General features: G+C 73.2%; 16 protein-coding genes and 1 pseudogene. 5 read left to right on the top strand and 12 right to left on the bottom strand.

Annotated features, from left to right (window positions below):
• Nucleotides 1-42: 42 nt before the first annotated feature.
• A complete protein-coding gene (locus tag GGE06_RS11435; protein WP_116162838.1) occupies nt 43-645 on the bottom strand; it encodes a CBS domain-containing protein in 603 nt (200 codons plus the stop codon).
• A gap of 152 nt (nt 646-797) precedes the next feature.
• Here GGE06_RS11435 and GGE06_RS11430 point away from each other — a divergent pair, with 152 nt between their 5' ends.
• Nucleotides 798-2048 carry a YncE family protein gene (locus tag GGE06_RS11430; RefSeq protein ID WP_184930742.1) on the top strand — a complete coding sequence of 417 codons (1251 nt, stop codon included), beginning with the start codon at nt 798-800 and terminating at the stop codon, nt 2046-2048.
• 71 nt (nt 2049-2119) lie between these two features.
• Here the strand turns inward: GGE06_RS11430 and GGE06_RS11425 are convergent, their stop codons facing one another.
• The 5 genes from GGE06_RS11425 to GGE06_RS11405 all read right to left on the bottom strand — a co-directional run bounded on the left by GGE06_RS11425 (nt 2120) and on the right by GGE06_RS11405 (nt 7966).
• Nucleotides 2120-4192, bottom strand: coding sequence for a galactose-binding domain-containing protein (locus GGE06_RS11425; RefSeq protein ID WP_184930741.1), 2073 nt, complete (start codon nt 4190-4192; stop codon nt 2120-2122).
• Between the two features lie 122 nt (nt 4193-4314).
• Nucleotides 4315-4908 (bottom strand): TetR/AcrR family transcriptional regulator, encoded by a 594-nt coding sequence (locus tag GGE06_RS11420; RefSeq protein ID WP_116162844.1) that lies wholly within the window; start codon nt 4906-4908, stop codon nt 4315-4317.
• 94 nt (nt 4909-5002) lie between these two features.
• The gene (locus GGE06_RS11415) at nt 5003-5725 is read right to left on the bottom strand and encodes a hypothetical protein (protein ID WP_184930740.1); all 723 of its coding nucleotides are present in this window, start codon (nt 5723-5725) and stop codon (nt 5003-5005) included.
• A gap of 267 nt (nt 5726-5992) precedes the next feature.
• Nucleotides 5993-6673 (bottom strand): GntR family transcriptional regulator, encoded by a 681-nt coding sequence (locus tag GGE06_RS11410; protein ID WP_116162848.1) that lies wholly within the window; start codon nt 6671-6673, stop codon nt 5993-5995.
• 66 nt (nt 6674-6739) lie between these two features.
• Nucleotides 6740-7966 (bottom strand): CaiB/BaiF CoA transferase family protein, encoded by a 1227-nt coding sequence (locus GGE06_RS11405; protein ID WP_184930739.1) that lies wholly within the window; start codon nt 7964-7966, stop codon nt 6740-6742.
• Between the two features lie 227 nt (nt 7967-8193).
• Between GGE06_RS11405 and GGE06_RS11400 the strand changes: the two genes are divergently transcribed.
• Nucleotides 8194-9375 carry an acyl-CoA dehydrogenase family protein gene (locus GGE06_RS11400; protein ID WP_116162850.1) on the top strand — a complete coding sequence of 394 codons (1182 nt, stop codon included), beginning with the start codon at nt 8194-8196 and terminating at the stop codon, nt 9373-9375.
• 21 nt (nt 9376-9396) lie between these two features.
• Here the strand turns inward: GGE06_RS11400 and GGE06_RS11395 are convergent, their stop codons facing one another.
• Nucleotides 9397-9936 (bottom strand): FBP domain-containing protein, encoded by a 540-nt coding sequence (locus GGE06_RS11395; RefSeq protein ID WP_221517989.1) that lies wholly within the window; start codon nt 9934-9936, stop codon nt 9397-9399.
• 108 nt (nt 9937-10044) lie between these two features.
• Nucleotides 10045-11514, bottom strand: coding sequence for a MocR-like transcription factor YczR (yczR, locus tag GGE06_RS11390; RefSeq protein ID WP_116162854.1), 1470 nt, complete (start codon nt 11512-11514; stop codon nt 10045-10047).
• Between the two features lie 85 nt (nt 11515-11599).
• On the opposite strand from yczR, the gene GGE06_RS11385 reads away from it, so the two are divergent.
• The gene (locus GGE06_RS11385) at nt 11600-11785 is read left to right on the top strand and encodes a hypothetical protein (RefSeq protein WP_184930738.1); all 186 of its coding nucleotides are present in this window, start codon (nt 11600-11602) and stop codon (nt 11783-11785) included.
• On the top strand, nt 11782-12330 hold the full coding sequence (locus GGE06_RS11380) for a universal stress protein (RefSeq protein WP_184930737.1): 549 nt from the start codon (nt 11782-11784) through the stop codon (nt 12328-12330). Before GGE06_RS11385 ends, GGE06_RS11380 begins: the two co-directional genes overlap by 4 nt.
• Nucleotides 12331-12586: 256 nt before the next feature.
• Here the strand turns inward: GGE06_RS11380 and GGE06_RS11375 are convergent.
• A pseudogene (locus GGE06_RS11375) lies at nt 12587-13849 on the bottom strand (DUF6777 domain-containing protein); the annotation flags it as partial.
• Nucleotides 13850-13975: 126 nt separating this feature from the next.
• On the opposite strand from GGE06_RS11375, the gene GGE06_RS11370 reads away from it, so the two are divergent.
• Nucleotides 13976-15310, top strand: coding sequence for a streptophobe family protein (locus GGE06_RS11370; RefSeq protein WP_376773529.1), 1335 nt, complete (start codon nt 13976-13978; stop codon nt 15308-15310).
• On the opposite strand, the gene GGE06_RS11365 is transcribed toward GGE06_RS11370, so the two are convergent.
• Genes GGE06_RS11365 through GGE06_RS11355 form a run of 3 tightly spaced genes read right to left on the bottom strand, consistent with a single transcriptional unit; the run spans nt 15294 to nt 19600 of the window.
• Nucleotides 15294-16274, bottom strand: a complete 981-nt coding sequence (locus GGE06_RS11365; RefSeq protein WP_184930734.1) for a serine/threonine-protein kinase — start codon at nt 16272-16274, stop codon at nt 15294-15296. The two genes, GGE06_RS11370 and GGE06_RS11365, sit on opposite strands and share 17 nt — an antisense overlap.
• Nucleotides 16271-16948 carry a hypothetical protein gene (locus GGE06_RS11360; protein WP_184930733.1) on the bottom strand — a complete coding sequence of 226 codons (678 nt, stop codon included), beginning with the start codon at nt 16946-16948 and terminating at the stop codon, nt 16271-16273. Before GGE06_RS11360 ends, GGE06_RS11365 begins: the two co-directional genes overlap by 4 nt.
• Nucleotides 16949-16978: 30 nt before the next feature.
• A complete protein-coding gene (locus tag GGE06_RS11355; RefSeq protein WP_184930732.1) occupies nt 16979-19600 on the bottom strand; it encodes an FHA domain-containing protein in 2622 nt (873 codons plus the stop codon).
• Between the last annotated feature and the right edge of the window lie 316 nt (nt 19601-19916).

Raw genomic sequence — 19916 nt, 5'->3', positions numbered from 1 at the left:
GCCCGACGGGACGGAGACGCCGCCGGGCTCCCAGGCCCTCTCTCAGGACGCGCCCGCGCCCTCCTCGTACGTCATCCGGTCCACGACCTCCACCACCCCGTCGACGGTCTCGCACAGGCGGACCAGGATCGGGCCGAGGCCCGGGCGCTCCAGGGTGCCGCTGAGCGTCACCCGGCCCTCGTCGACGTCGATGTGGACGGCCGAGGGCGAGAGCCGCAGGATGCGGACGATCACGTCCTCGCGGATCTCCTCCTGGATGGAGCGGTCCCTGCGCAGGAACAGCTGGAGCAGATCGCTGCGGCTGAGCACGCCGATCAGCCGGCCGTCCGCGTCCACGACCGGCAGCCGCTTCACCCGGTGCCGTTCCATCAGGCGGGCGGCCTCGACGGCCGTCCAGGAGGGCCGGGCCGTCACGGCCGGGCTCGACATCATGGCCTCCGCCGTGCTCGGCCCGTCCTTGGCCGTGTGCCGCCGCAGCAGGTCCGCCTCCGAGACGACGCCGACCGGCCGGTTCTCCTCGTCGACCACCGGGACCGCGGTGATGCCGTACTCGTCGAGGAGCCGTGCGATCTCCTTGAACGACGTCCCCCGCTGTACCGCGACTGCGGTGGGCGTCATCAGGTCCGCGACACTGCGGTGCCTCATCGTCCGTTCCGTCCCTTCTGCGTGCCTGCTTCCATGATCCCGCACCGGGCGGGACGGGCAGTGCGGAGGGGTGCGCCCCGGGGGCTTGTGGGCTCGACGTGACCATGGTTACCTCCGGTAAGTCGTCGTCGTGCCATGGAAGAAGGACCCCCATGCCCTCTCCCCGCCCGTCAGGGACCCGCCGCTTCCTCGGAGCCCTCGCAGCCGCCCTCGTGCTCGTCACCACCTCGGGCGGCACCGGAACCGCCGCCCCCGCCGGACTCCAGGAGGTGATGTTCGTCGGCAACAACTGGGACGGCACCGCCGACGTCATCGCCTCCCGCGGCGACTTCCACCGCGTCGGCCGCGTGAACGTGATCCCCGACAAGGAGGAGCGCCTCCGCGAGATCTACCTAAACCCGATCAAACTCGCCTACTTCCTCGGCGTCCGCAGCGGACCGGGCGAGGGTCACGACCAGTTCGTCGACGACATGTACGCGACCCCCGACGGTTCCGCCATGGTCGTCTCCCGCCCCAGCTTCGCCGACGTCGTCTCCCTCGACCTGCGGACCGGACGGATCAACTGGCGCTTCCCGGTGGCCGGTTACCGCGCCGACCACATGGCCGTCTCGCCCGACGGCACCTGCGTCGCGGTCTCCGCCTCCACCGCGAACACCGTGCACGTCCTGGACATCGCGACCGGACGGCAGCTGGGCTCCTTCAAGACCGGCGACAAGCCCCACGAGAACGTCTTCACCTCCGACGGCCTCCTCTGGAACATGTCCATCGGCGAGGTCACCACCGCGCTCGACGCACCCTGGCTCGACTGGACCAAGGGCGACCGGAGGATCACCGTCGTCGATGCCCGCACCTTCGAGACCGTCCGCGTCATCGACATGCGCGACCGCCTCGACGCCTTCGGCCGCGGCGACCTCTCCGACGCCGTCCGCCCGCTCGTCTTCACGCCGGACGAGAAGAAGATCTACTTCCAGGTCTCCTTCTTCAACGGCTTCCTGGAGTACGACGTCGACTCCGACCGCATCACCCGCCTCAAGAACCTCCCCGGCAACCCGGCGACCGACCCCGACCGGACCACCTGGGTCAACGACTCGCGCCACCACGGCCTCTCCATCAGCCCCGACGGCGACAAGCTCTGCGTCGCCGGGACGATGGACGACTACGCCACCGTGGTCGACCGCGCCACCCTCCAGGAGGGCCCGCTCGTCCCCGCCTCCAAGCCCTACTGGGCGACCGTGAGCGGCGACGGCCGCTCCTGCGTCATCTCCGAGAGCGGCGCCGACCGGGTCACCGCGATCGACTTCGCCACCGGGCGCCGGGTGACGAGCGTGGACGTCGGCGACCACCCGCAGCGCGTGCGCCTCGCCCGCGTCCCCGCCGACTGGACCGGCCCCACGGCGGGCTGACGTCCCGGGTACGACGGAAGGGGCCTGCCGGATCGGATCCGGCAGGCCCCTTCCGTCGTACTCCCTCAGGCTCAGGACCTGTTGACGGCCACCTCGTAGAGCGAGTAGCCCCAGTCAGTGGCCCGCTTCACCCCGTGGACACGCACGTAGCGCGCCGACTGCGAGTCGAACTCCGCCGTGTCGATGCCGCCGTCACCCGCGTCCGTGGACCACACGTCCCGCCAGGTCGTGCCGTCCTCCGACAGCTCGATCTTGTACGCGCGCGCGTAGGCCCGCTCCCAGTCGAGGGTGACCCGGCCGACCCGGCGCACCGAACCCAGGTCCACCTTCAGCCACTGGTCGTCGGACCACTCGCTGGCCCAGCGGGTCCCGGTGTTGCCGTCGACCGTGAGGCCCGGCGAGAAGTCCACGAACGGGTTCCACCACTCGGTGGTGGAGGCCGACACCGGGTGCCCGGCCGCCAGGTTCACACCCGGCTCGTGGTCCTCGGTCTTCTTCCACGTCGTCAGGTACGACTCCGCTCCCCGAGACAGGTCGTCCACGACGCTCTGACCGCCGGGGGAGAGCCGGATCTGCTCGACCCAGTCCGGCACGAGGCCGTTGTGCGCGGCGCCGTCGGTGTTGAGGTCCCAGGTGCGCTCACCGGTGACCTGGCGGTCGAGGACCGAGCCGCCGTCGAAGCTGCGGAACGGGTACTTCACCGCGTTCGGAGCGTCCGCGCCGACCGGGCCAGGATGGGCGCCGACGCCGTTCATGTCGGTGCCGTAGCCGAGGCCGACCCCGTACTTCTTGCGCAGCTCGGCCTTCTGGCCGGCCTCGCCGACGAAGCCCTGAGCGCTGCCCATGTACTGGGCGACGAATCCGCCGAGCCGGTAGACCCGGTCCGTCCAGTCCATGTCCATCCAGCTGTGGCTGGAGATGACGCCCGGGTACTCCTCGGCCTCCAGGATGTCGAGCGCCCGCCCGGCGGCCTTGACGCTCATGTGGTCGAGCTCCAGCATCATGCCGCGCTGGATCATGCCCTTCAGGGCGTACTCCCCGAGCCGCGTGAGACCCCGGGTGTTGCACTTGGCGTCGGAGTCGTACGAGGGGACGCTCACCCCGGCCGGCAGCTTCTCGGCCATCGCGGGCGGCGCGGCGGCGAGGCCGATCGGGTTGTCGTGCTGCGGGCCCGCGCACTTCTCGGTGGCCCAGAAGGTGCCGGTCGAGAGGAACTGGCCGATGTTGACCGCCACGCCCGTCGTGCCGCTGTCGAAGCGGACGCCGCACAACGCGTTGTCGAACTTGTGGCAGAGGAACATGCTGCGCACGCCGAGCGCGTACAGCTCGTCGAGGCCCTTGTCGATGTCCGCCTGACTGCACTGCGCGATGTCGAGGATCTGCTTGCAGCCGAAGGGCTCCGAGGTCTCCACGCCGAGGACGACGGCGAGCTTGCCCTGCTGGATCACCGAGCGGGCCTGCGCGGAGTCGGTCACGATGCGGAACCAGCCCTTGCCCGGACCGCCGTACATCTGGTCGATGTAGTCCTGCAGCTCGTAGCTCTTGCGGGCTTCGAGCCGGAGGGCGTCCATCTCGTCACAGCCGCGGTCACGCGGCAGGAGCGAGCAGATCAGGCCGTTGGTCACCAGGTCGTTGACCAGGACCCGCTGCCCGCCGCGCCAGGCCCGCTCGACCCACGCGTAGTAGTTCTGCTGGTGGCTCATCGAGTCGGGAGCGGGCCAGTCCTTGAACGTGGGCCAGCCGACCGGGTCGTGCTTCCCGTTGTCACCGCCCGTGAGGTGCTCGAAGAGCGCCCCCGAGCCGTCCGGGTAGTGCTCGGGGCAGTCCTTGAGGGCGTCGGCGACACCGGCCTGCGAGAACGTCGCCCCACAGATCATCCGGCCGCCGAAGCCCTCGTTGGACATCAGGTGGTTGTGCGCGTCGACGAAGCCGCGCACCTTCCCCTGCGCGTCCGTTCCCTTGAACGGCTCGCCCGTGACGTTGATCTGCGAGTCGGGCGCGGGTCGGGACGCGGGCTCCCACCACGCGCCGCCGGTCGCGGCGGCGGGGACGGGAGCGGAGCCGAACAGCACCGCGGCGAGGGCGATGAACAGCGCCAGGAGGGCGGATCTGCCGCCGTTCCCGCGCGAGAATGGTCGAGTCATGTTGAGCGATGCCTCCGGGCGGTGGGGGTGTACCGGCGCCCCGAGGATCGCGTTACCGTGGGTACGAGTCAAGAGTCCGGGTCAAATGACCTGTTGATGAATCGCGGAACCCCGATCGGGTTTCAACCCTCGATCAGGGATACGAGTTGATCGGCCGTCAGATCCAGGTGGTCGGCGGCCGCGCGTTCGTCGCCGAGGACCAGGAACTGCAGGGTGAGCCCGTCGATCGCCGCCGCCAGATACCGGGCAAGGACCTCCACGGGCACCGTGGGTTCGAGTTCCCGCACCTCGCGGACCTGATCGATCAGCGCCGTCGCCGACGCCACGTACTGCTCGTACTGGGCGCGCGCCAGATGCTCGAACCCGGGCTCCCGCAGCGCGTACTGGGTGAGGTCGTACGTCAGCATGTGCTCGCCCGGATGGGCCGTGACATGGTCCCAGTACGTCTGCAGCGCACCCCTGACGGTCTCGCGCAGCGTCGCGCCCGGCTCGACCGCCGACTTCACGCGCGCCACGTAGTTCCCGGTGATCGTCTCGATCGCGGCCTCCAGGAGCGCCTGCTTGGAGTCGAAGCAGTAGTGGAAGACGCTCAGTGAGACCCCCGCCTCCGCGCAGATCGACCGCGTCGTCGTCCGGGCGACCCCGTCCCTGGTCATCGCCCTGATCGCCGCCTCGACCAGCTGCCTGCGTCGTTCGGCCGACGGCATCCGCGCCATGGTTCCTCCTCGCGTCCGGCGCACAGGGTAACCGCAGCCTCCGCGCACCTCCCCCCGCCGGTCCCGTGCACGACGGGACCGGCCGGGAGAGCCGTCAGGGGGTGTACGAGGTGTCGCTGTGATGCAGTTCGGTCAGGGTGGGTTCCGTCACGCGGTACACGGCGGAGCGGCGGATCGTCACGGCGGCCGAGGGCTCGGAGTCCCCGCGCGTCAGGTAGACGACGGTCGCCCGACGTGGTGCCGGTGTCGAGACGTCGATCGACACCACGGGGGTGCGGTCGCCCAGCGAGACGGCTGCCACGGGCACCGGCGCGCCGGAGTCGTTGCGCCAGGTGACGAGGCCGTAGAACTTGCCCGTGCCGCCGGTGGTGACCTTGACGGCGGCCACGGCGTCCTCGGCGGCGTCGCCCGTCACGTCCCCGATGCCGCACTGCGGCTGAAGCTCGATCACCACGCCGTCGCCCTCCCACCGTCCGTCGGTGAAGGCGACCGTCCCGGCCGGGGCGTCGGGGAAATGGAAGGACGGTGTCTGCAGTGCCGCGTTCCGCAGCTGGTCACACGTCAGCGCGCCCGCCGAAGGCTCGTTGCCCGGCTGCGTCGGCTTCGCCGGCTCCTTCGACGTCGTCGGCGAAGGCTTGGCCGATTCCTTACCCTTCCCCGTCCCCGGCGCCTTCGAAGCTCCCGCGGACTTGTCGGGCTTGGGGTCCGCAGCCGCTCCGTCGCCTCCCGTGTCCTGGCAGCCCACCGTGACCGATGCCAGCAACAGGGTCGTGATCAGCCACGTTCCCCGTGTCGCCCGGCTTCTCTTCCCGTTCACCGCAGGACTCCCTTACGTCCGTCCGCGCCGTCCGCCCGCCGTCAGGCAGGTCCGAAGACGCGTTGTTCCGCACCGCGGTTGCGGGTGCGGGGCAGCGAGGAGGGCAGGGCGCCGTGGCCTGTACTCGTCCCCACGGCCGGAGATCATAAGCCTTCCGTTCTCCCGCCCCCGCCTCCCGAAGAGCCGCCGTGATCGACGGCACCACCCCACTCCCGCCCACCGGCGGGGCCGGTCCCGTACCGGGTTCGCCGGGTCCTCCGCGCGAGGTCAGTCCTCTTCCGGGGCCTTCACGTCAAGGACCTTGCGCAGCGCGGCCACCGCGTGGGCCCGGTGCTCGTCGAGCCAGCGGACGGTGTTCTCCTCGTCGCCGTGGCGGAGCGAGGAGATGACGGCGCGGTGCTCCCGTATGGCCTGCTTCCGGTGCCCGGACTCGGCGTAGTAGAGCGAGCGGTACGCGTCGGTGGCGTCCCACAGGGTGGCGATGAGGCGGACCAGGCGCGGCATCCCGGACGCCTCGACGAGGGTGAAGTGGAAGAGCCGGTTCGCCGCCGCCATCGCGGCCACGTCCCCTTCGTCGGCGGCCCGCTCCACGTCCCGCTGGATCCGTTCGAGCGCGGCGATCGTGCCGTCCGGCGTCCACCGCACGGCCATGCGGACCGCCTCGGTCTCCAGGAGCTGCCGGATCCGGTAGATCTCCTCCAGGTCGTTCAGGGAGAGCTCCGCGACGAAGTAGCCCCGGTGGACGTGATGGACCACCAGGCCCTCGGCCTCCAGGGCCTTCAGGGCCTCGCGCAGCGGCACCCGGCTCACCTCGAACCGGGCCGCCAGGGCCTCCTGGCGGATCGGCCCGCCCGGCCTGAGTTCACCGGTGGTGATGGCGCGCCGCAGTTCCTCCAGGACGAACTGCTGGGCGGTCTGCGGCCGCCGCCTCTGCTCCGCGCTGCTCATCGCCTGTGACCTTCCGTTCCCTCACGTCGCCGGCGGCGGACCCCGCCGCCGGTGCCGACCATCTTCCTACGCGCCGCCGTCCGCCGCTGACGGCCTGTGGACAACTCGTCCCAGCTCCGCCAGCACCCCGTCCGTGTGCTCGCCCAGGCGCGGGGGAGCGGTGCGGTAGGAGGGCGGGGTGGCGTCGAGCCGGATCGGGTTGGCGACCTGTCCGGGGCCGGCCGCCGACTCCGGGACGCGCGGCGCGAGCCCCAGCCGGTCGGCGAGCTCGAAGGCGGCCGCCAGGTCGTTGATGGGGCCGCAGGGCACGCCCGCCGCGGTGAGCTCCTCGAACCAGCCGTCGGCGGTACGGCCGGCGAGCGGGCCGGAGAGGGCCTCGACCAGCTCCTCGCGGTGGGCGACCCGGGCCGTGTTCGTCGCGAAGCGGGGATCCCCGGCGAGCTCCGGCCGGCCGAGCCGCTCGCACAGCGCCCCGAACTGCCGGTCGTTGCCCACGGCGAGGACGAGCGGCCTGTCCCCCGCCTCGAACACCTCGTACGGGGCGATGCTCGGGTGCCTGTTGCCCATCGCGCGCGGCACCACCCCGGCCCCGAGGTGCGCGGCGGCCTGGTTGGTGAGCGCCGAGAGGAGGGAGGTGAGCAGGGAGACCTCGACCCGCTGCCCCTCGCCGGTGCGCTCCCGGTGGCGCAGGGCGGCGAGCACCCCGAGGCCCGCGTGGAGGCCGGTGATGACGTCGACCAGGGCGACGCCCGCCTTCGTGCCCTGCCCGTCGGGTTCGCCCGTCACGCTCATCAGCCCGCCCATGGCCTGCACGAGCAGGTCGTAACCGGGCAGCCGGGCGCCCTCTGCGGTGCCGAAGCCGGTCACCGAGCAGTAGACGAGCCCGGGGTTGCCCGCCCGCACGTCCTCGTATCCGAGGCCGAGCTTCTCCATCGTGCCGGGGCGGAAGTTCTCGACGAGGACGTCCGCGCGGTCCACGATCGCGCGGGCCGTGGCGAGGTCCCCGGGGTCCGTGAGGTCGAGCGAGACGGAGCGCTTGTTCCGGTTCACGCCGAGGAAGTACGTGGCCTCGCCGGCGGCGAACGGCGGGCCCCACGCGCGCGTGTCGTCACCGGAGCCCGGCCGCTCGATCTTGATCACGTCCGCGCCGAGGTCGGCGAGGAGCATGGTCATGTACGGCCCGGCGAGCACCCGGCCGAAGTCGGCGACGACGATCCCGGACAGGGCACCGGCCGTCGGTGGCGTGCCCGGTGTGTCCGGTGCGCCCGGTGGGTCCGGCTGAGCTGCGCGCATGAGGCTTCCCTCGCTCCCGCTGGTGGATACCGGAGACTGGATCCGATATCCGGAGGTCGGATCCAGCCGATTGGAGATTGGATCCGGGCGATTGGATCCGGGTGGTTGGAGATTGGATCCAATCGGACCGTAGGGCTCGGGTGTGGGATTTTCAATACTGGATCCAATATCCGATCTGCCGCTACGCTTCGGCTCGCCGAGTTGCCACAGTCGCCAGGAGGCCGTCCGTGAAGTCGCCGTCCACCCCCGTCCACCCCTTCGACCTGCTCGCCATCGACGGACTCCTGACCGACGAGGAACGGGACATCCGGAACACCGTGCGCGCCGTCGCCGACCGCGAGCTGCGGCCGCACGTCGCCGGCTGGTTCGAGAAGGGCGAGATCCCCGCCCGCGAGCTGGCCCGCACCCTCGGCGGCGCCGGCGTGCTCGGCATGCACCTGGAGGGCTACGGCTGCGCGGGCACCAACTCCGTCGCGTACGGCCTGGCCTGCCTGGAGCTGGAGGCCGTCGACTCCGGACTGCGCTCCCTCGTCTCCGTACAGGGTTCCCTCGCCATGTACGCGATCTGGAAGTACGGCTCCGAGGAGCAGAAGCAGCAGTGGCTGCCGAAGATGGCGGCCGGCGAGTACATCGGGTGCTTCGGCCTCACCGAGCCGGACGCCGGTTCGGACCCGGGCGCGATGCGGACCAACGCCAAGCGCGACGGCTCCGACTGGGTGCTGAACGGCACCAAGATGTGGATCACCAACGGCTCGGTGGCCGACGTCGCCGTCGTCTGGGCGCGGACCGAGGACGGCGTCCGCGGCTTCCTCGTCCCGGCCGGCACCCCCGGCTTCAGCGCCCCCGAGATCAAGATGAAGCTCTCGCTGCGCGCGAGCGTCACCAGCGAACTGGTCTTCGAGGACGTGCGGCTCCCCGCCGACGCGATGCTGCCCGAGGCCCGCGGCCTCTCCGGCCCGCTCGGCTGCCTCAACGAGGCCCGCTTCGGCATCGTCTTCGGCGCGCTCGGCGCCGCCCGCGACTGCCTGGAGACGGCGATCTCCTACGCCAAGGACCGGGTCGTCTTCGCCCGCTCCCTCGCCTCGTACCAGCTGACGCAGCAGAAGCTCGCCGACATGTCCGTCGAGCTCGGCAAGGGCATGCTCCTCGCCCTCCACCTCGGCCGGCTCAAGGACGCGGGCACGCTCACCCCCGAGCAGGTCAGCGTGGGCAAGCTGAACAACGTCCGCGAGGCGATCGCGATCGCCCGCGAGTGCCGGACCATCCTGGGCGCCAACGGCATCACCCTGGAGTACCCGGTGCTGCGCCACGCCAACAACCTGGAGTCGGTGCTCACCTACGAGGGCACGAGCGAGGTCCACTCCCTGGTCATCGGCAAGGCGCTCACCGGCGAGCAGGCCTTCCGCTGAGCCCGGACACCCTCCGGTTCCTCAGCCCGCCGTCACCCGGTCGACGAACGCGTCCAGGTTGCCCGTCAGCCGGGCGACCTGCTCGTCGAGGGTGAGGGACTCCTCGTGGCGCCGGGCGCGCAGCTTCGGCTGCCGCCGGCCCCGGACGTAGAGGGAGCAGGCGAGGTCGGCGCAGAGGTAGATGCCGACCGTGTTCCCCTCGCGGCCGCGGCTGCCGGCCAGCGGCGCCACCAGGAGCGTGACGCCCGAGGACGCGTGCGCCGTCAGGCAGACCTGGCACATGCTGGACTTCACGGCACTGGTGCGTCCGGTGGCCGGGACCCGCAGGGTCACGCCGAGCGGCCCGTCCTCGCGCGGTACGACCAGGTGCGCCCGCAGGGGCGCGCCCGGGTCGACCCAGCCGAGGAAGTCCAGGTCCTCCCAGGGGAGTTCGGCGAAGTCGAGGGGCAGCTTGAGCCGCGCCGCCTCGCCCTTGGTGCAGTTCACGAAGGACGAGCGGATCTGTTTGTCGGAGAGCGCTTCCACTCGGTGGACCGTACACGGACCATCCCGGACGGGCATCCGAATATGAGGCCGCCACCGAGCCCGACCAGCCCACCCAGCCAGCCCGGCTCGCGCCGCCCACAGAGCCCGCCCGGCTCGCGCGGCTCGCGCGGCCCGCCGGGCCGGTCAGGCCACCCAGTCCGGCAGGGCCGGGTCGGCGACGTGCCCGGGGGCGTTCTCCAGGGCCGCCGCGAGCCGCTCCGCCGCCGGTTCGTACACGTCCAGGGGCAGCGTGAACGGGATCCGCAGCCGGTGCTCGTGCGTCCCCGGATCCACTCCGAACCGGGCCCCGCCCTCCACCCGCACCCCGTGCCGCAGGGCGCGGGACGCGAGGGCGGACGCGACCGGCCGGCCCAGGTCGATCCAGAGGCACATCCCGCCCGGCGGCACCTCCCACCGCCACTCCGGCAGATGCCGGGCCAGGGAGTCGCTCAGCGCGGACCGGCGCAGCCGCAGCTCGTCGAGGCGCTGCGGCAGGATCACGTCGAGACGGTCGATCAGGGCGACGGCCACCAGCTGGTCGAGCACGGAACCGGACAGGTCGGCCGTGATCCGGACCCGGGCCAGCTCGGTCACCACACGGGACGCGGCCCGCACCCAGCCGACCCGGAGCCCGCCCCAGCAGCTCTTGCTCAGCGAGCCGACGGAGATGATCTGCTCACCGTCGCCCCCGCCCGCAGCCGCGGCGAACGGCACCGGCGCGGGCACGTCGAGGGCGATGTCCGTCAACGTCTCGTCGACCACCAGCCACGTCCCGGTGGCCCGCGCGGACCGCGCGAGCTCCCGGCGCTGCTCCGTCGGCATGAGCCGCCCGGTCGGGTTGTGGAAGTCCGGGATCAGATAGGCGAGACGCGGCGCGGTCTGCCGGAGCGCGGCGTCGACGAGCCCGGAGTCCCAGCCTGCCTCCGTCACCGGGACCGGCGTCACCCGGAGCATGCGCCCCCGCATCGCGTCGAGGGCGTTCGTGTACGAGGGGTTCTCGGCAAGGACCCGGTCGCCGGTCCGGCCGAGCAGCGTGAGCACCAGCGAGACGGCCTGCTGCGCACCCGTCGTGACGAGGATCTGGTCCGGCAGGGTCGGCAGGCCCCGGGCCGTGTAGCGGTCGGCGATCGCGGCGCGCAGCGCGGGCAGCCCGTACGGGTGGTAGCCCTGCGCGCCGGCGTAGCGCGGCAGCTCGGCGGCGGCCGCCGCGAGCGCGGCGGTCAGCTCGGCCTCCGGCGCGTGCGGGGCGGCGAGCGCGAGGTCGATGACCGCGCCGGTGTCGTCCTGGAAGGCGCCGAGCGCGGTGGGCGCCTGCCCGTCCGGCAGTGCGGTCCACGTACCGGCGCCGCGCCGGCTGTGCGCGTAACCGCTCTCCCGGAGCAGGTCGTACGCCCCCGTCACGGTGGTGCGGCTCACGCCCAGGACCGCGGCGAGCTCCCGCTCGGCCGGCAGTCGCAGCCGCAGCGCCACCCGGCCGTCGAGCAGCGCCTCCCGTACGGCCCGCGCGAGCTCCCGGTACCCGAAGCGGCCGTCCGGGGGAGGGGTGAGCAGCGATGCGAGCTGGCGGCCCGTCAGGGTCCGGTCCGCGGTGTGGACCACACGTGCCACTGCCATGCCAATCACTCCTCATTGGCTCTGCTGTCCGGGCCAATAAGCCTACAGACTCCTCTCCAGTGGCCCTCATGGAAGGAAACGGTCGATGTTCGAACACTTCACCGACCGCGACGAGCGGATGTGGCAGCGGCGAGCGGAGGAGCGCGCGGCCCGCCCGGTGCCGATCGGAGCCTGGCTCCGGGCCCTGCGCGCGAGGACCGCGGCCCGCACCCCCGCGGAGCCCCGCGCCGCGACGCCGGCGCCCGGCGCCCACACCTGCGAACCGGCATGACCGGCCCGTTCCCGCGGGACGGCGGCCGGGTCGTCGTCGGGGTGACCGGTTCGCTCGCCTCACTCGCCGCTCTGCGGTACGCGGCCGCCCTCGCCCGCCGCGACGGAAGGGCGCTCCTGGCGGTGCTGGCCTGGGAACCTCCGGAGGGGGAGGCGTTGTTCGCCCGGATGCCGGACCGCGCCTGGGCGCGTCTGTGGGGCGAGGACGCCCGGCGGCGCCTGGAGGGCGCACTCGTCGACGGGCTCGGCGGCGCCCCCTCGGACCTTCCCTTCGAGGCGCGGGTGGTCCGGGGTGCCCCGGCGGGCGTGCTGTGCGCGGTGGCCGGCCGTCCGGGGGACCTGCTGGTCCTCGGCCGGGCGCCGGACGGGGGCCGGCTCGCCCGGCTGCGCCGGCGGCCGGTGCTGCGCGCGGTCCAGCGCCGTGCGCCGGGGCCGGTGCTGACCGTCCCGGGCCCGGTCCTCCTCCCGGGCGAGGCCCGGGTCCTGCGGCGGAACGCCCGTACCTCCGTACCGGAAGGACGGACCGGCACGGAGGTACGACCCTGACGACGCGGTCCTGGCAGGGCGCTCAGACGAGGGGCGTGGACCCGGACCCGGACCCGGGGCCGGGCGCCGGAGCCGAGGCCGAACCCGACGCCGAACCGGCCACGGAACGCGCCACCGAAGCCGATGCGGAACTCGAAGCGGAAGTGGAACCGGAACCCGGCTTCGAAGCCGACGGGAGTCGCGACCCCAGCGGCGACAGCGACGCCACCGGCGGGACCGCCGCCGCCGACTGCTCAGCCGGTTGCTGCGGTGGCGAGCTGTCCGAGGCCGGTTCCGACGCCGGGCTCGACGAATCCGTCGCCGGTGACGAATCTGTCGCCGGTGACGAGTCCGTCGGGCCGGAGGAATCGGACGACGGCGACTCCGGGGAGGACGTCGACGTCGACGGGGAGAGCGTCGAGGGGCACGGCGACGGGGTGACACCGTTGCTCGGCGTCGGGGTCTCCCCACCCGTCACCGTCACGCACGGCACGGGCGACGAGGGGGACGAACTGGAAGTGGAAGGAGAAGTGGACGTGGACGGCGCCGGAGAGAGCGTGGCAGGCGGAGGAGGCGTCGGCCTGTCGTGATTCCCCGTGTCGCCGTGGATCCGCGCGAACCAGCCGTCGTCCTCGGTGTCGTACACCACGAAGACGTTCACGACGGTCACCGAGGGCGCGACCACGACCACCTGCTGGGAGCTGTAGCCCGGCCACGGGGTGCCGGTCGTGCGCGGTGCCTTCTGCGCCACCGGGCCGGTGAGCGGGTTGCCGCAGGCGCAGCGGACCCGCGGCACGCCGTGGCCGTCGACCATGACCGCCGTGCCGGCCTGGAGCACCGACTGGTAGGCGGTGGCCGCGCCGTCGCGGAAGCCGTGGTTCGTCACCCGGGTGTCGACCCGGAGCTGAAGCGGGGTCAGGGACCGGAGATACGCGGGGACGTCGCCGGCCGGGACGCCGACGACCGAGGCGAAGGCCGCGTTCTTCGCGGGCTCGGCGGAGAGGTAGCGCACCTGCTGTTCGACGTCGCAGCTGGACACCGACCGCGTACCGCCGTACAGGCCGGGCGCCGATCCCGACACCTCGGGCACGGTCGAGGCGGTGCGGGGCGGCAGCGAGGGCGGCGGTGCGGAACCGCCGTCGGTGCGGGCCGTCGACCGGGTGAACGGGTCCGGGCCGGTCGCGGCGGCGTTCTGCAGGAAGACCTCGCCACCGCCGGAGCCCGCCGTGCCGCCCTTGTCGTCGGGGCGGTTGGTGAGGACGACCGCCAGCGCGGCGGCGGCCACGAGCACGGCCGTGATCGAGGCGACCTTCGGGACGGAACGCCACCAGGGGCGGCCACCACCCTTGCCGCCGCCCCCGCCCCCGCTTCCCGAGTCACCGCCACCGGAGCCGCCCCCGCCCCCCGAACCGTCGTGGGGCGGTCCGGGCGGCGGCGGGGGGCCGGCGCTTCCCGGGCGTGTGCTCGGACCCGAGAGGGGGCCCGAGGGGGGACCTGCGGGGGGAACCGACGGAGGGCCGGACGGCGGGTGGGAAGTCACGTTTTTCCCTTTCTTCCGTTCCGCGCCCATTGTGTGCGCCGAACGGTGCCCACCCGCAAGCGGAAGCACGCGGAAGCCCGAGCCGCCCGCAAGCGGGCACCCCGCCCCGGTACTAGCGTGGGCAGCGTGACGAGCAGTCGGCTCCCCGCCCCCGCGCGGACACCCGCGACCCCGACCGGGCTCTACGCCCGCGTCGTCCTCCAGGCCCTGGCCGCCGTGGTCGCCGGGTTCGTCGCGATGGGCGTCTTCGCCGGGCTGGGCCTCTGGGCCGCGGGCGCCGCCGACCTGCCCAGCGGCTTCGCGTCCGTCCTCGCCGCGGTCGTCGTCATGGCCTCGGGCGGCCAGGTGGAACTCTCCGGCGACGCGGGCGCCCTCGCCGGCACCCAGGCCGAACTGACCGCCATGCCGCTCACCGTCACCCTGGTGGGCGCACTGGTCACCGGTTTCTGCTTCCTGCGCCCCCTGCGCCACCACGCGGTGACCAGCGCCCGCGAACTCCTGCTCCGCGCGGCGAGCGTCGTCGTGCTCTGGCTGGCCGCCCTCGCGGGCCTCTCGGCCCTCGCCCGCCACGACTTCCCGATCACCATCGGCGGCGGCAACGCCGAGGACTCCCTCATGGACCTCTTCGGCCAGCTCCTGGACGCCGTGAACCCGACCGTCGGCTTCCGCACCGACCTCGGCCCCACCCTCTTCTACGGGCTGCTGTGGATCCTCGGCGTGCTCGTCATCGCCCTCCTCGTCTCCCGCAGGACCCCGCTGCCGTCCCGGCTCCTCCGCTACCAGGAACCCGTCCGGCCCGCCGCCTTCGCGATGCTCCTGCTGCTCCTCGCGTACGTCGTCGTCGGCCTGGTCATCGGGATCGTCGTCGCGGCGACCAAGGGCCATGTCGCGGAGACCCTCGCCGTCCTCCTCCTGGGCCTCCCCAACATCACCTGGCTCGCGTTGGGCGTCGGCATCGGCGGCTCCTGGCAGGGCAAGGCGGAAGGCCCCTTCGGCCTGCCCATGCCGGAGATCCTCGACACCGTCCTGCGGAGCAAGGGCGACAGCCCGGACCTCTCGACCGTCGACCTGTCCTCGCTCGCCGCCCAGGACGCGCGCGCGTGGTGGCTGCTGCCCGTCGCCGCCGTCCTGGTGCTCGGCGCCGCCTTCGTGGCGGCCGTCCGCTCCCCGGCCCGGATCACGCTCTGGCAGCACTCCCTGCACCTGGGCATCGCCTTCGCGCTCACCATGCTGGTGGCCGCACCGCTCACCCTGGTCGAGGCCCGCTTCGGCCTCTCGGTCATCGGCATCGGCGACCTCGCCTCGCTCGGCGGCGAGGTGATCCTCCGCCCGGACGTCTGGAAGACGGCCGGCTTCGCACTCCTGTGGGGCCTGGCCCTCGGATTCCTCGGCGGCCTCCTCGCCTCCCGGGTCCACCGCAAGGGCGAGGTCGACCGGACAGGCCCTAGTCCAGGTCCCTGAACACCGGCCGCGCCCACGCCGGCGGAGCGGGCGGCGCGCCGAGCCGGTCCGGCTCCGGCGGCACCACCACCGGGCCGCCGCCGCCCGCGCCCGTCAGGACGGCACGCAGCTCGGCGACGAACTCCAGGCACGTCCCGTACCGCTCCTCGGGCGTCTTCGCCAGCGCCCTGGCGAACACCGCGTTCGCCGCCGACGGCAGCCCCGGCCGCACCTCGGAGAGCGGCGGCGGCGGATCGTACTGCTGCGCCCACAGCACCGCCCAGTCGGTCTCGCGGCGGAACGGCGGCGCCCCCGTCAGGGTCTCGAAGACCACGCACGCCAGGCTGTAGACGTCGCACCGGCCGTCCACCGGCTTGCCGGAGATCTGCTCGGGCGCCACGTAGTCGAGCGTCCCGACGAACTCGCCCACCGTCGTGAAACCCGTGAGGGACAGCGACTTCTTCGTCAGCCCGAAGTCGGTCAGGTAGACGTGCTCCGGGTGGTCGCCGTCGGTGCCCTCGGCGACCAGGATGTTGCCCGGCTTCACGTCCCGGTGCACCAGGTCGTGCGCGTGCGCCGCGTCGAGCGCCGAGGCCACCTGCACCGCGATCCGGCCCGCCTTCACGGGCGGCAGCGGCCCCTCGCGGTCGAGCAGGGCCACCAGGTCCTGCCCCGCCACGTACCGCATGGCGATGTACAGCACGCCCTCCGTCTCGCCCGCCTCGAAGACCGGCACGATGTGCGGGTGGTCGATCGAGGCGGCGACCCGCGACTCGTGCGCGAAGCGCTTGCGGAAGGTGTCGTTGCGGGCCAGTTCGGGGGCGAGCAGCTTCAACGCCACCGTCCGGTCGAGGCGCAGGTCGAGGGCCCGGTACACGACCGCCATGCCGCCGCGCCCGATCTCGCCCTCCACGCGGTAGCCCGCGATCTCCTTGCCGACCAGCCCCGAGGGCCGCCCCGCCGGGATCTCCGGGTCCCCGGTCATCGGCCCTCACCCGCCGGTCCGTTCGGCCCCACGACCTGGGTGGGCGGCGGCCCCGCCGCCACCGCCGGGTCTACCTGGGGCACGACCTGCGTCGGCTCGTATCCCGGCGACGGCGCTCCGGCCCGCTCGCGGGCGTCCTCGACGGCGTCGTCGGGCGCCTGCGCGGGAGCGGGCGCCGCCGAGGCCGCGTACGTACTGAGCCCGATGCCGTCGCAGTACACCCAGCGCTCGTGCTCCGCGTCGTACAGCCACACCGACTCGCCGTCGACGACCACGCCGACCCGCAGGCCGCGGGTCCGCAGCCGGAAGCCCTCGCCGTCGAGACGGCCCGCGCCCAGCTCCTCCGCCGCCCGCCGGTAGCGGCCGAGCGCGTCCTCGGCGCGGGTGACGAGCGGCCGGGGATCGGCGGTCCTGGTGAGCGGCCGGCCCGCCGCCGGAGGGTCGTCGGGCACGCTCACGAGGAGGCGCGCGTCCACCCACGCGGTCCAGCCGTTGGAGCACAGCACCCGCCCCCAGTCGCCGGACCGCTCCACGAGGCACACCGGCAGGAAGGCGTCGAGCGGCGCCGTGGGCAGCCCCGGATCGGGCGCCTCCCAGGCGGAGAGCCCGGAGCGCGGCACCACATGGGTGGGCCGGAAGTCCGGCACGTCGTACTCGGGTACGGGGACGCTCACGCGCTCACCTCCGGCACGGGGGCCATGGGGCTACCTCCGCATGACGACCGGCTCGTGGCGGCGCAGCAGCCGCGCCACGACCAGGCCGAGGACGAGACAGAGCACCACCATCATGCCCATGTCGAACAGCCAGGCCTCCGCCGTGTGCCGCATCAGCGGGTCGGCGGTCTTCTCGCCCGGCGCGATCTTCCCGATGTCGATCGTCGCACCCATCGCAGCGAACGCCCACCGCGAGGGCACCAGCCAGGCCAGCTGCTCCAGGACGGGCGTGCCGCGCACCTTGAGCAGCGCCCCGCAGAACACCACCTGCACGATCGCGAGGAGGACGAGCAGCGGCATCGTCACCTCCTCCTTGCGGACGAGGGCCGAGACCAGCAGGCCGAGCATCATCGCCGTGAACGCGAGCAGCGCGACCGCGAGGGTGATCTCCACGAGCGGCGGCATCAGGACGCCCTTGCCGCCGGGCACGTTCAGCGGTACGCCGATCAGGGCCACCAGGGTCAGCACCACGGCCTGCACGACGGTGATCGAACCGAGGACCACCACCTTGGAGGCGAGATAGGCGGAACGCGAGAGGCCGACGGCTCTCTCGCGCCGGTAGATCGTGCGCTCCTTGACCAGTTCGCGCACGGCGTTCGCCGCGCCCGTGAGGACGCCGCCCACGCAGAGGATGAGCAGCACGTTCATCGTCGACTCGGGGTTGAGGCTGCCCTCGGAGAGCGCCCGGGCCATCGCGCCCATCACGAACGGCAGCGCGATCATGATGGCGAGGAAGGTCCGGTCGGCGGAGAGCGCCGCCGCGTACCGCCGTACGAGCGTCCGCAGCTGGGAGCCCCAGCTCTGCGCCTTCGGCGGCGGAGCCGGCTCCGCTTCCCCGACCCCGGCCGGGGAGGCGGGTACGGGGACGTCGGGGCGGACCGTCGCCTCCGCGATGTACCGGCGGTGGAAGAGGGAGGACCGGTACTGCCCGGCCCAGTCGCGGTCCCGGTCGTTCTCGAAGGCCTCGAAGGCCTCCGGCCACTGCGTGAAGCCGAAGAAGCCGAGCGAGTCGGCGGGCGGCCCGTAGTACGCGACCCGGCCGCCCGGCGCGAGCACGAGCAGCCGGTCGCAGACGTCGAGGCTGAGCACGCTGTGCGTGACCACGACGACCGTGCGGCCGTCGTCCGCGAGCCCGCGCAGCATGTGCATCACGGAGCGGTCCATGCCCGGGTCGAGCCCGGAGGTCGGCTCGTCCAGGAAGAGCAGGGAGGGCTTGGTGAGCAGTTCGAGGGCGACGCTCACCCGCTTGCGCTGACCGCCGGAGAGGCTGTGGATCGGCTGCTCGGCGCGCTCCACGAGTCCGAGTTCCCGGATCACCTCGTCGACCCGGGCCCGCCGTTCGGCCGCGACGGTGTCCTCGGGGAAGCGCAGTTCGGCCGCGTATCCGAGGGCCCGGCGGACGGTGAGCTGGAGGTGCAGGATGTCGTCCTGCGGGACGAGCCCGATGCGCTGACGCAGCTCGGCGTAGTCCTTGTAGAGGTCACGGCCGTCGTAGAGCACCGTGCCCCGGTCCGCCGGGCGCTGGCCCGTGAGCGCGCCCAGGAGCGTCGACTTCCCGGCGCCGGACGGCCCGACGACCGCGAGCAGGCACTTCTGGCCCACCGGGAACGACACCTCGTCGAGCAGCGTACGGCGCCCGCGGTCGACGGTCACCGCGAGCGACCGCACGTCCAGCGAGACCTCGCCGGTGTCGGTGAACTCGACGAGCTGCCCGCCGATCAGACAGAACGCGCACCTGCCGATGCCGACGATGTCCTCGGGTGTCACGCGCGCGTCCACGACGGGGGCGCCGTTGAGGAAGGTGCCGTTGTGACTGCCGAGGTCGTGGATCCAGTACGTGCCGTCGGGATGGGCGCGGAGCTCGGCGTGCCGCCGGGAGACGACCAGGTCGGCGACGACGACGTCGTTGTCGGGCGCGCGCCCGATCCGGATGCTGTGGGCCGGCAGCGGCCGCACGGACGTGGGCTGCCGGAAGGTCCCGGTCGCGGCGGGATACGAGACGGAGGGTGGCCGGAGCATCTTGGGCCCCGGCCCGGGGGCGGGCTCCGGGGCGGGCTCCGGCCGGAAGCCGACGGCCGGCGGCTCCGGCAGGGGGAGCGGCTGCGCCTCGGCCGGGAACCCCTCCACGACTGCCGGGGAGGGCGGGGCCTCGGGCGCCACTTCCCGTACGGCCTCCGGGGGAGGCGGGGGTGGCAGAAGAGGAGGGTCGCCCGGCTCCCGTACGACGGGGGGCGGTTCCGGTGCGACCGGTCGTCTCGGTACGTCGCGCGGGCCCGCGTCCCGGGCCGGGGCGCCCGTCGAGAGCACCGCGCGTGGTCCGTCGGCCGGATGCCCGAACCGTACGACCGTCCCGGGACCGACCTCCCGCACGGGGGCGACCCGCAGGCCGTCCGCGAACGTGCCGTTCGTACTGCCCTCGTCCGCCAGGGTCCAGTGGCCGCCGGCGGCGCTGAGCACCGCGTGGTGCCAGGACGCCCGGGCGTCCGCGAGCACGATGTCGCTGGTGGGGTCGCGCCCGATGCGATAGACGCGGCTCGGGTTCATGAGCGTCGCGTCCCCGTCGATCTCGAGGACAAGATCGGGCGCCGCGGGCACGACGGGCCGCTCTGCCATGCGTGAATTTTATCCGCCGCTGCCGACGGCCGCCCGGGATGAAGCCGTCGGTGCCGGTCGCAGTCCGGGGAAGGAGACGTCTGCGCTGGTCACCGTCCGGGAGGGAGGTGTCGATGCCGGTCGCCGTCCGGGGAGGGAGGCGTCTGCGCTGGCCGCCGTCCGGGAGGGAGACGTCGATGCCGGTCGCCGCCGGGCAAGGGGACGCCGGCACCGGTCGCCGCCGGGTAAGGGGGCACCGATGCCGGCCGCCGCCGGGGCGGAGCCGTCAGGACTCGTCGCCGCACGTGAAGGCGACGCCGGTAAGGTGGGCGTCCGC

It is taken from the genome of Streptomyces nymphaeiformis, from assembly GCF_014203895.1.
Classification (GTDB): Bacteria; Actinomycetota; Actinomycetes; order Streptomycetales; family Streptomycetaceae; genus Streptomyces; species Streptomyces nymphaeiformis.
This window is presented reverse-complemented; position numbering and strand designations above follow the sequence as displayed.

Bases quoted from the DNA above. Each gene is read 5' to 3' on its own strand.
- GGE06_RS11435 (WP_116162838.1), bottom strand. From the start codon at position 645: ATGAGGCACCGCAGTGTCGCGGACCTGATGACGCCCACCGCAGTCGCG.
- GGE06_RS11430 (WP_184930742.1), top strand. From the start codon at position 798: ATGCCCTCTCCCCGCCCGTCAGGGACCCGCCGCTTCCTCGGAGCCCTC.
- GGE06_RS11425 (WP_184930741.1), bottom strand. From the start codon at position 4,192: ATGACTCGACCATTCTCGCGCGGGAACGGCGGCAGATCCGCCCTCCTG.
- GGE06_RS11420 (WP_116162844.1), bottom strand. From the start codon at position 4,908: ATGGCGCGGATGCCGTCGGCCGAACGACGCAGGCAGCTGGTCGAGGCG.
- GGE06_RS11410 (WP_116162848.1), bottom strand. From the start codon at position 6,673: ATGAGCAGCGCGGAGCAGAGGCGGCGGCCGCAGACCGCCCAGCAGTTC.
- GGE06_RS11405 (WP_184930739.1), bottom strand. From the start codon at position 7,966: ATGCGCGCAGCTCAGCCGGACCCACCGGGCGCACCGGACACACCGGGC.
- GGE06_RS11395 (WP_221517989.1), bottom strand. From the start codon at position 9,936: ATGCCCGTCCGGGATGGTCCGTGTACGGTCCACCGAGTGGAAGCGCTC.
- yczR (WP_116162854.1), bottom strand. From the start codon at position 11,514: ATGGCAGTGGCACGTGTGGTCCACACCGCGGACCGGACCCTGACGGGC.
- GGE06_RS11385 (WP_184930738.1), top strand. From the start codon at position 11,600: ATGTTCGAACACTTCACCGACCGCGACGAGCGGATGTGGCAGCGGCGA.
- GGE06_RS11380 (WP_184930737.1), top strand. From the start codon at position 11,782: ATGACCGGCCCGTTCCCGCGGGACGGCGGCCGGGTCGTCGTCGGGGTG.
- GGE06_RS11365 (WP_184930734.1), bottom strand. From the start codon at position 16,274: ATGACCGGGGACCCGGAGATCCCGGCGGGGCGGCCCTCGGGGCTGGTC.
- GGE06_RS11355 (WP_184930732.1), bottom strand. From the start codon at position 19,600: ATGGCAGAGCGGCCCGTCGTGCCCGCGGCGCCCGATCTTGTCCTCGAG.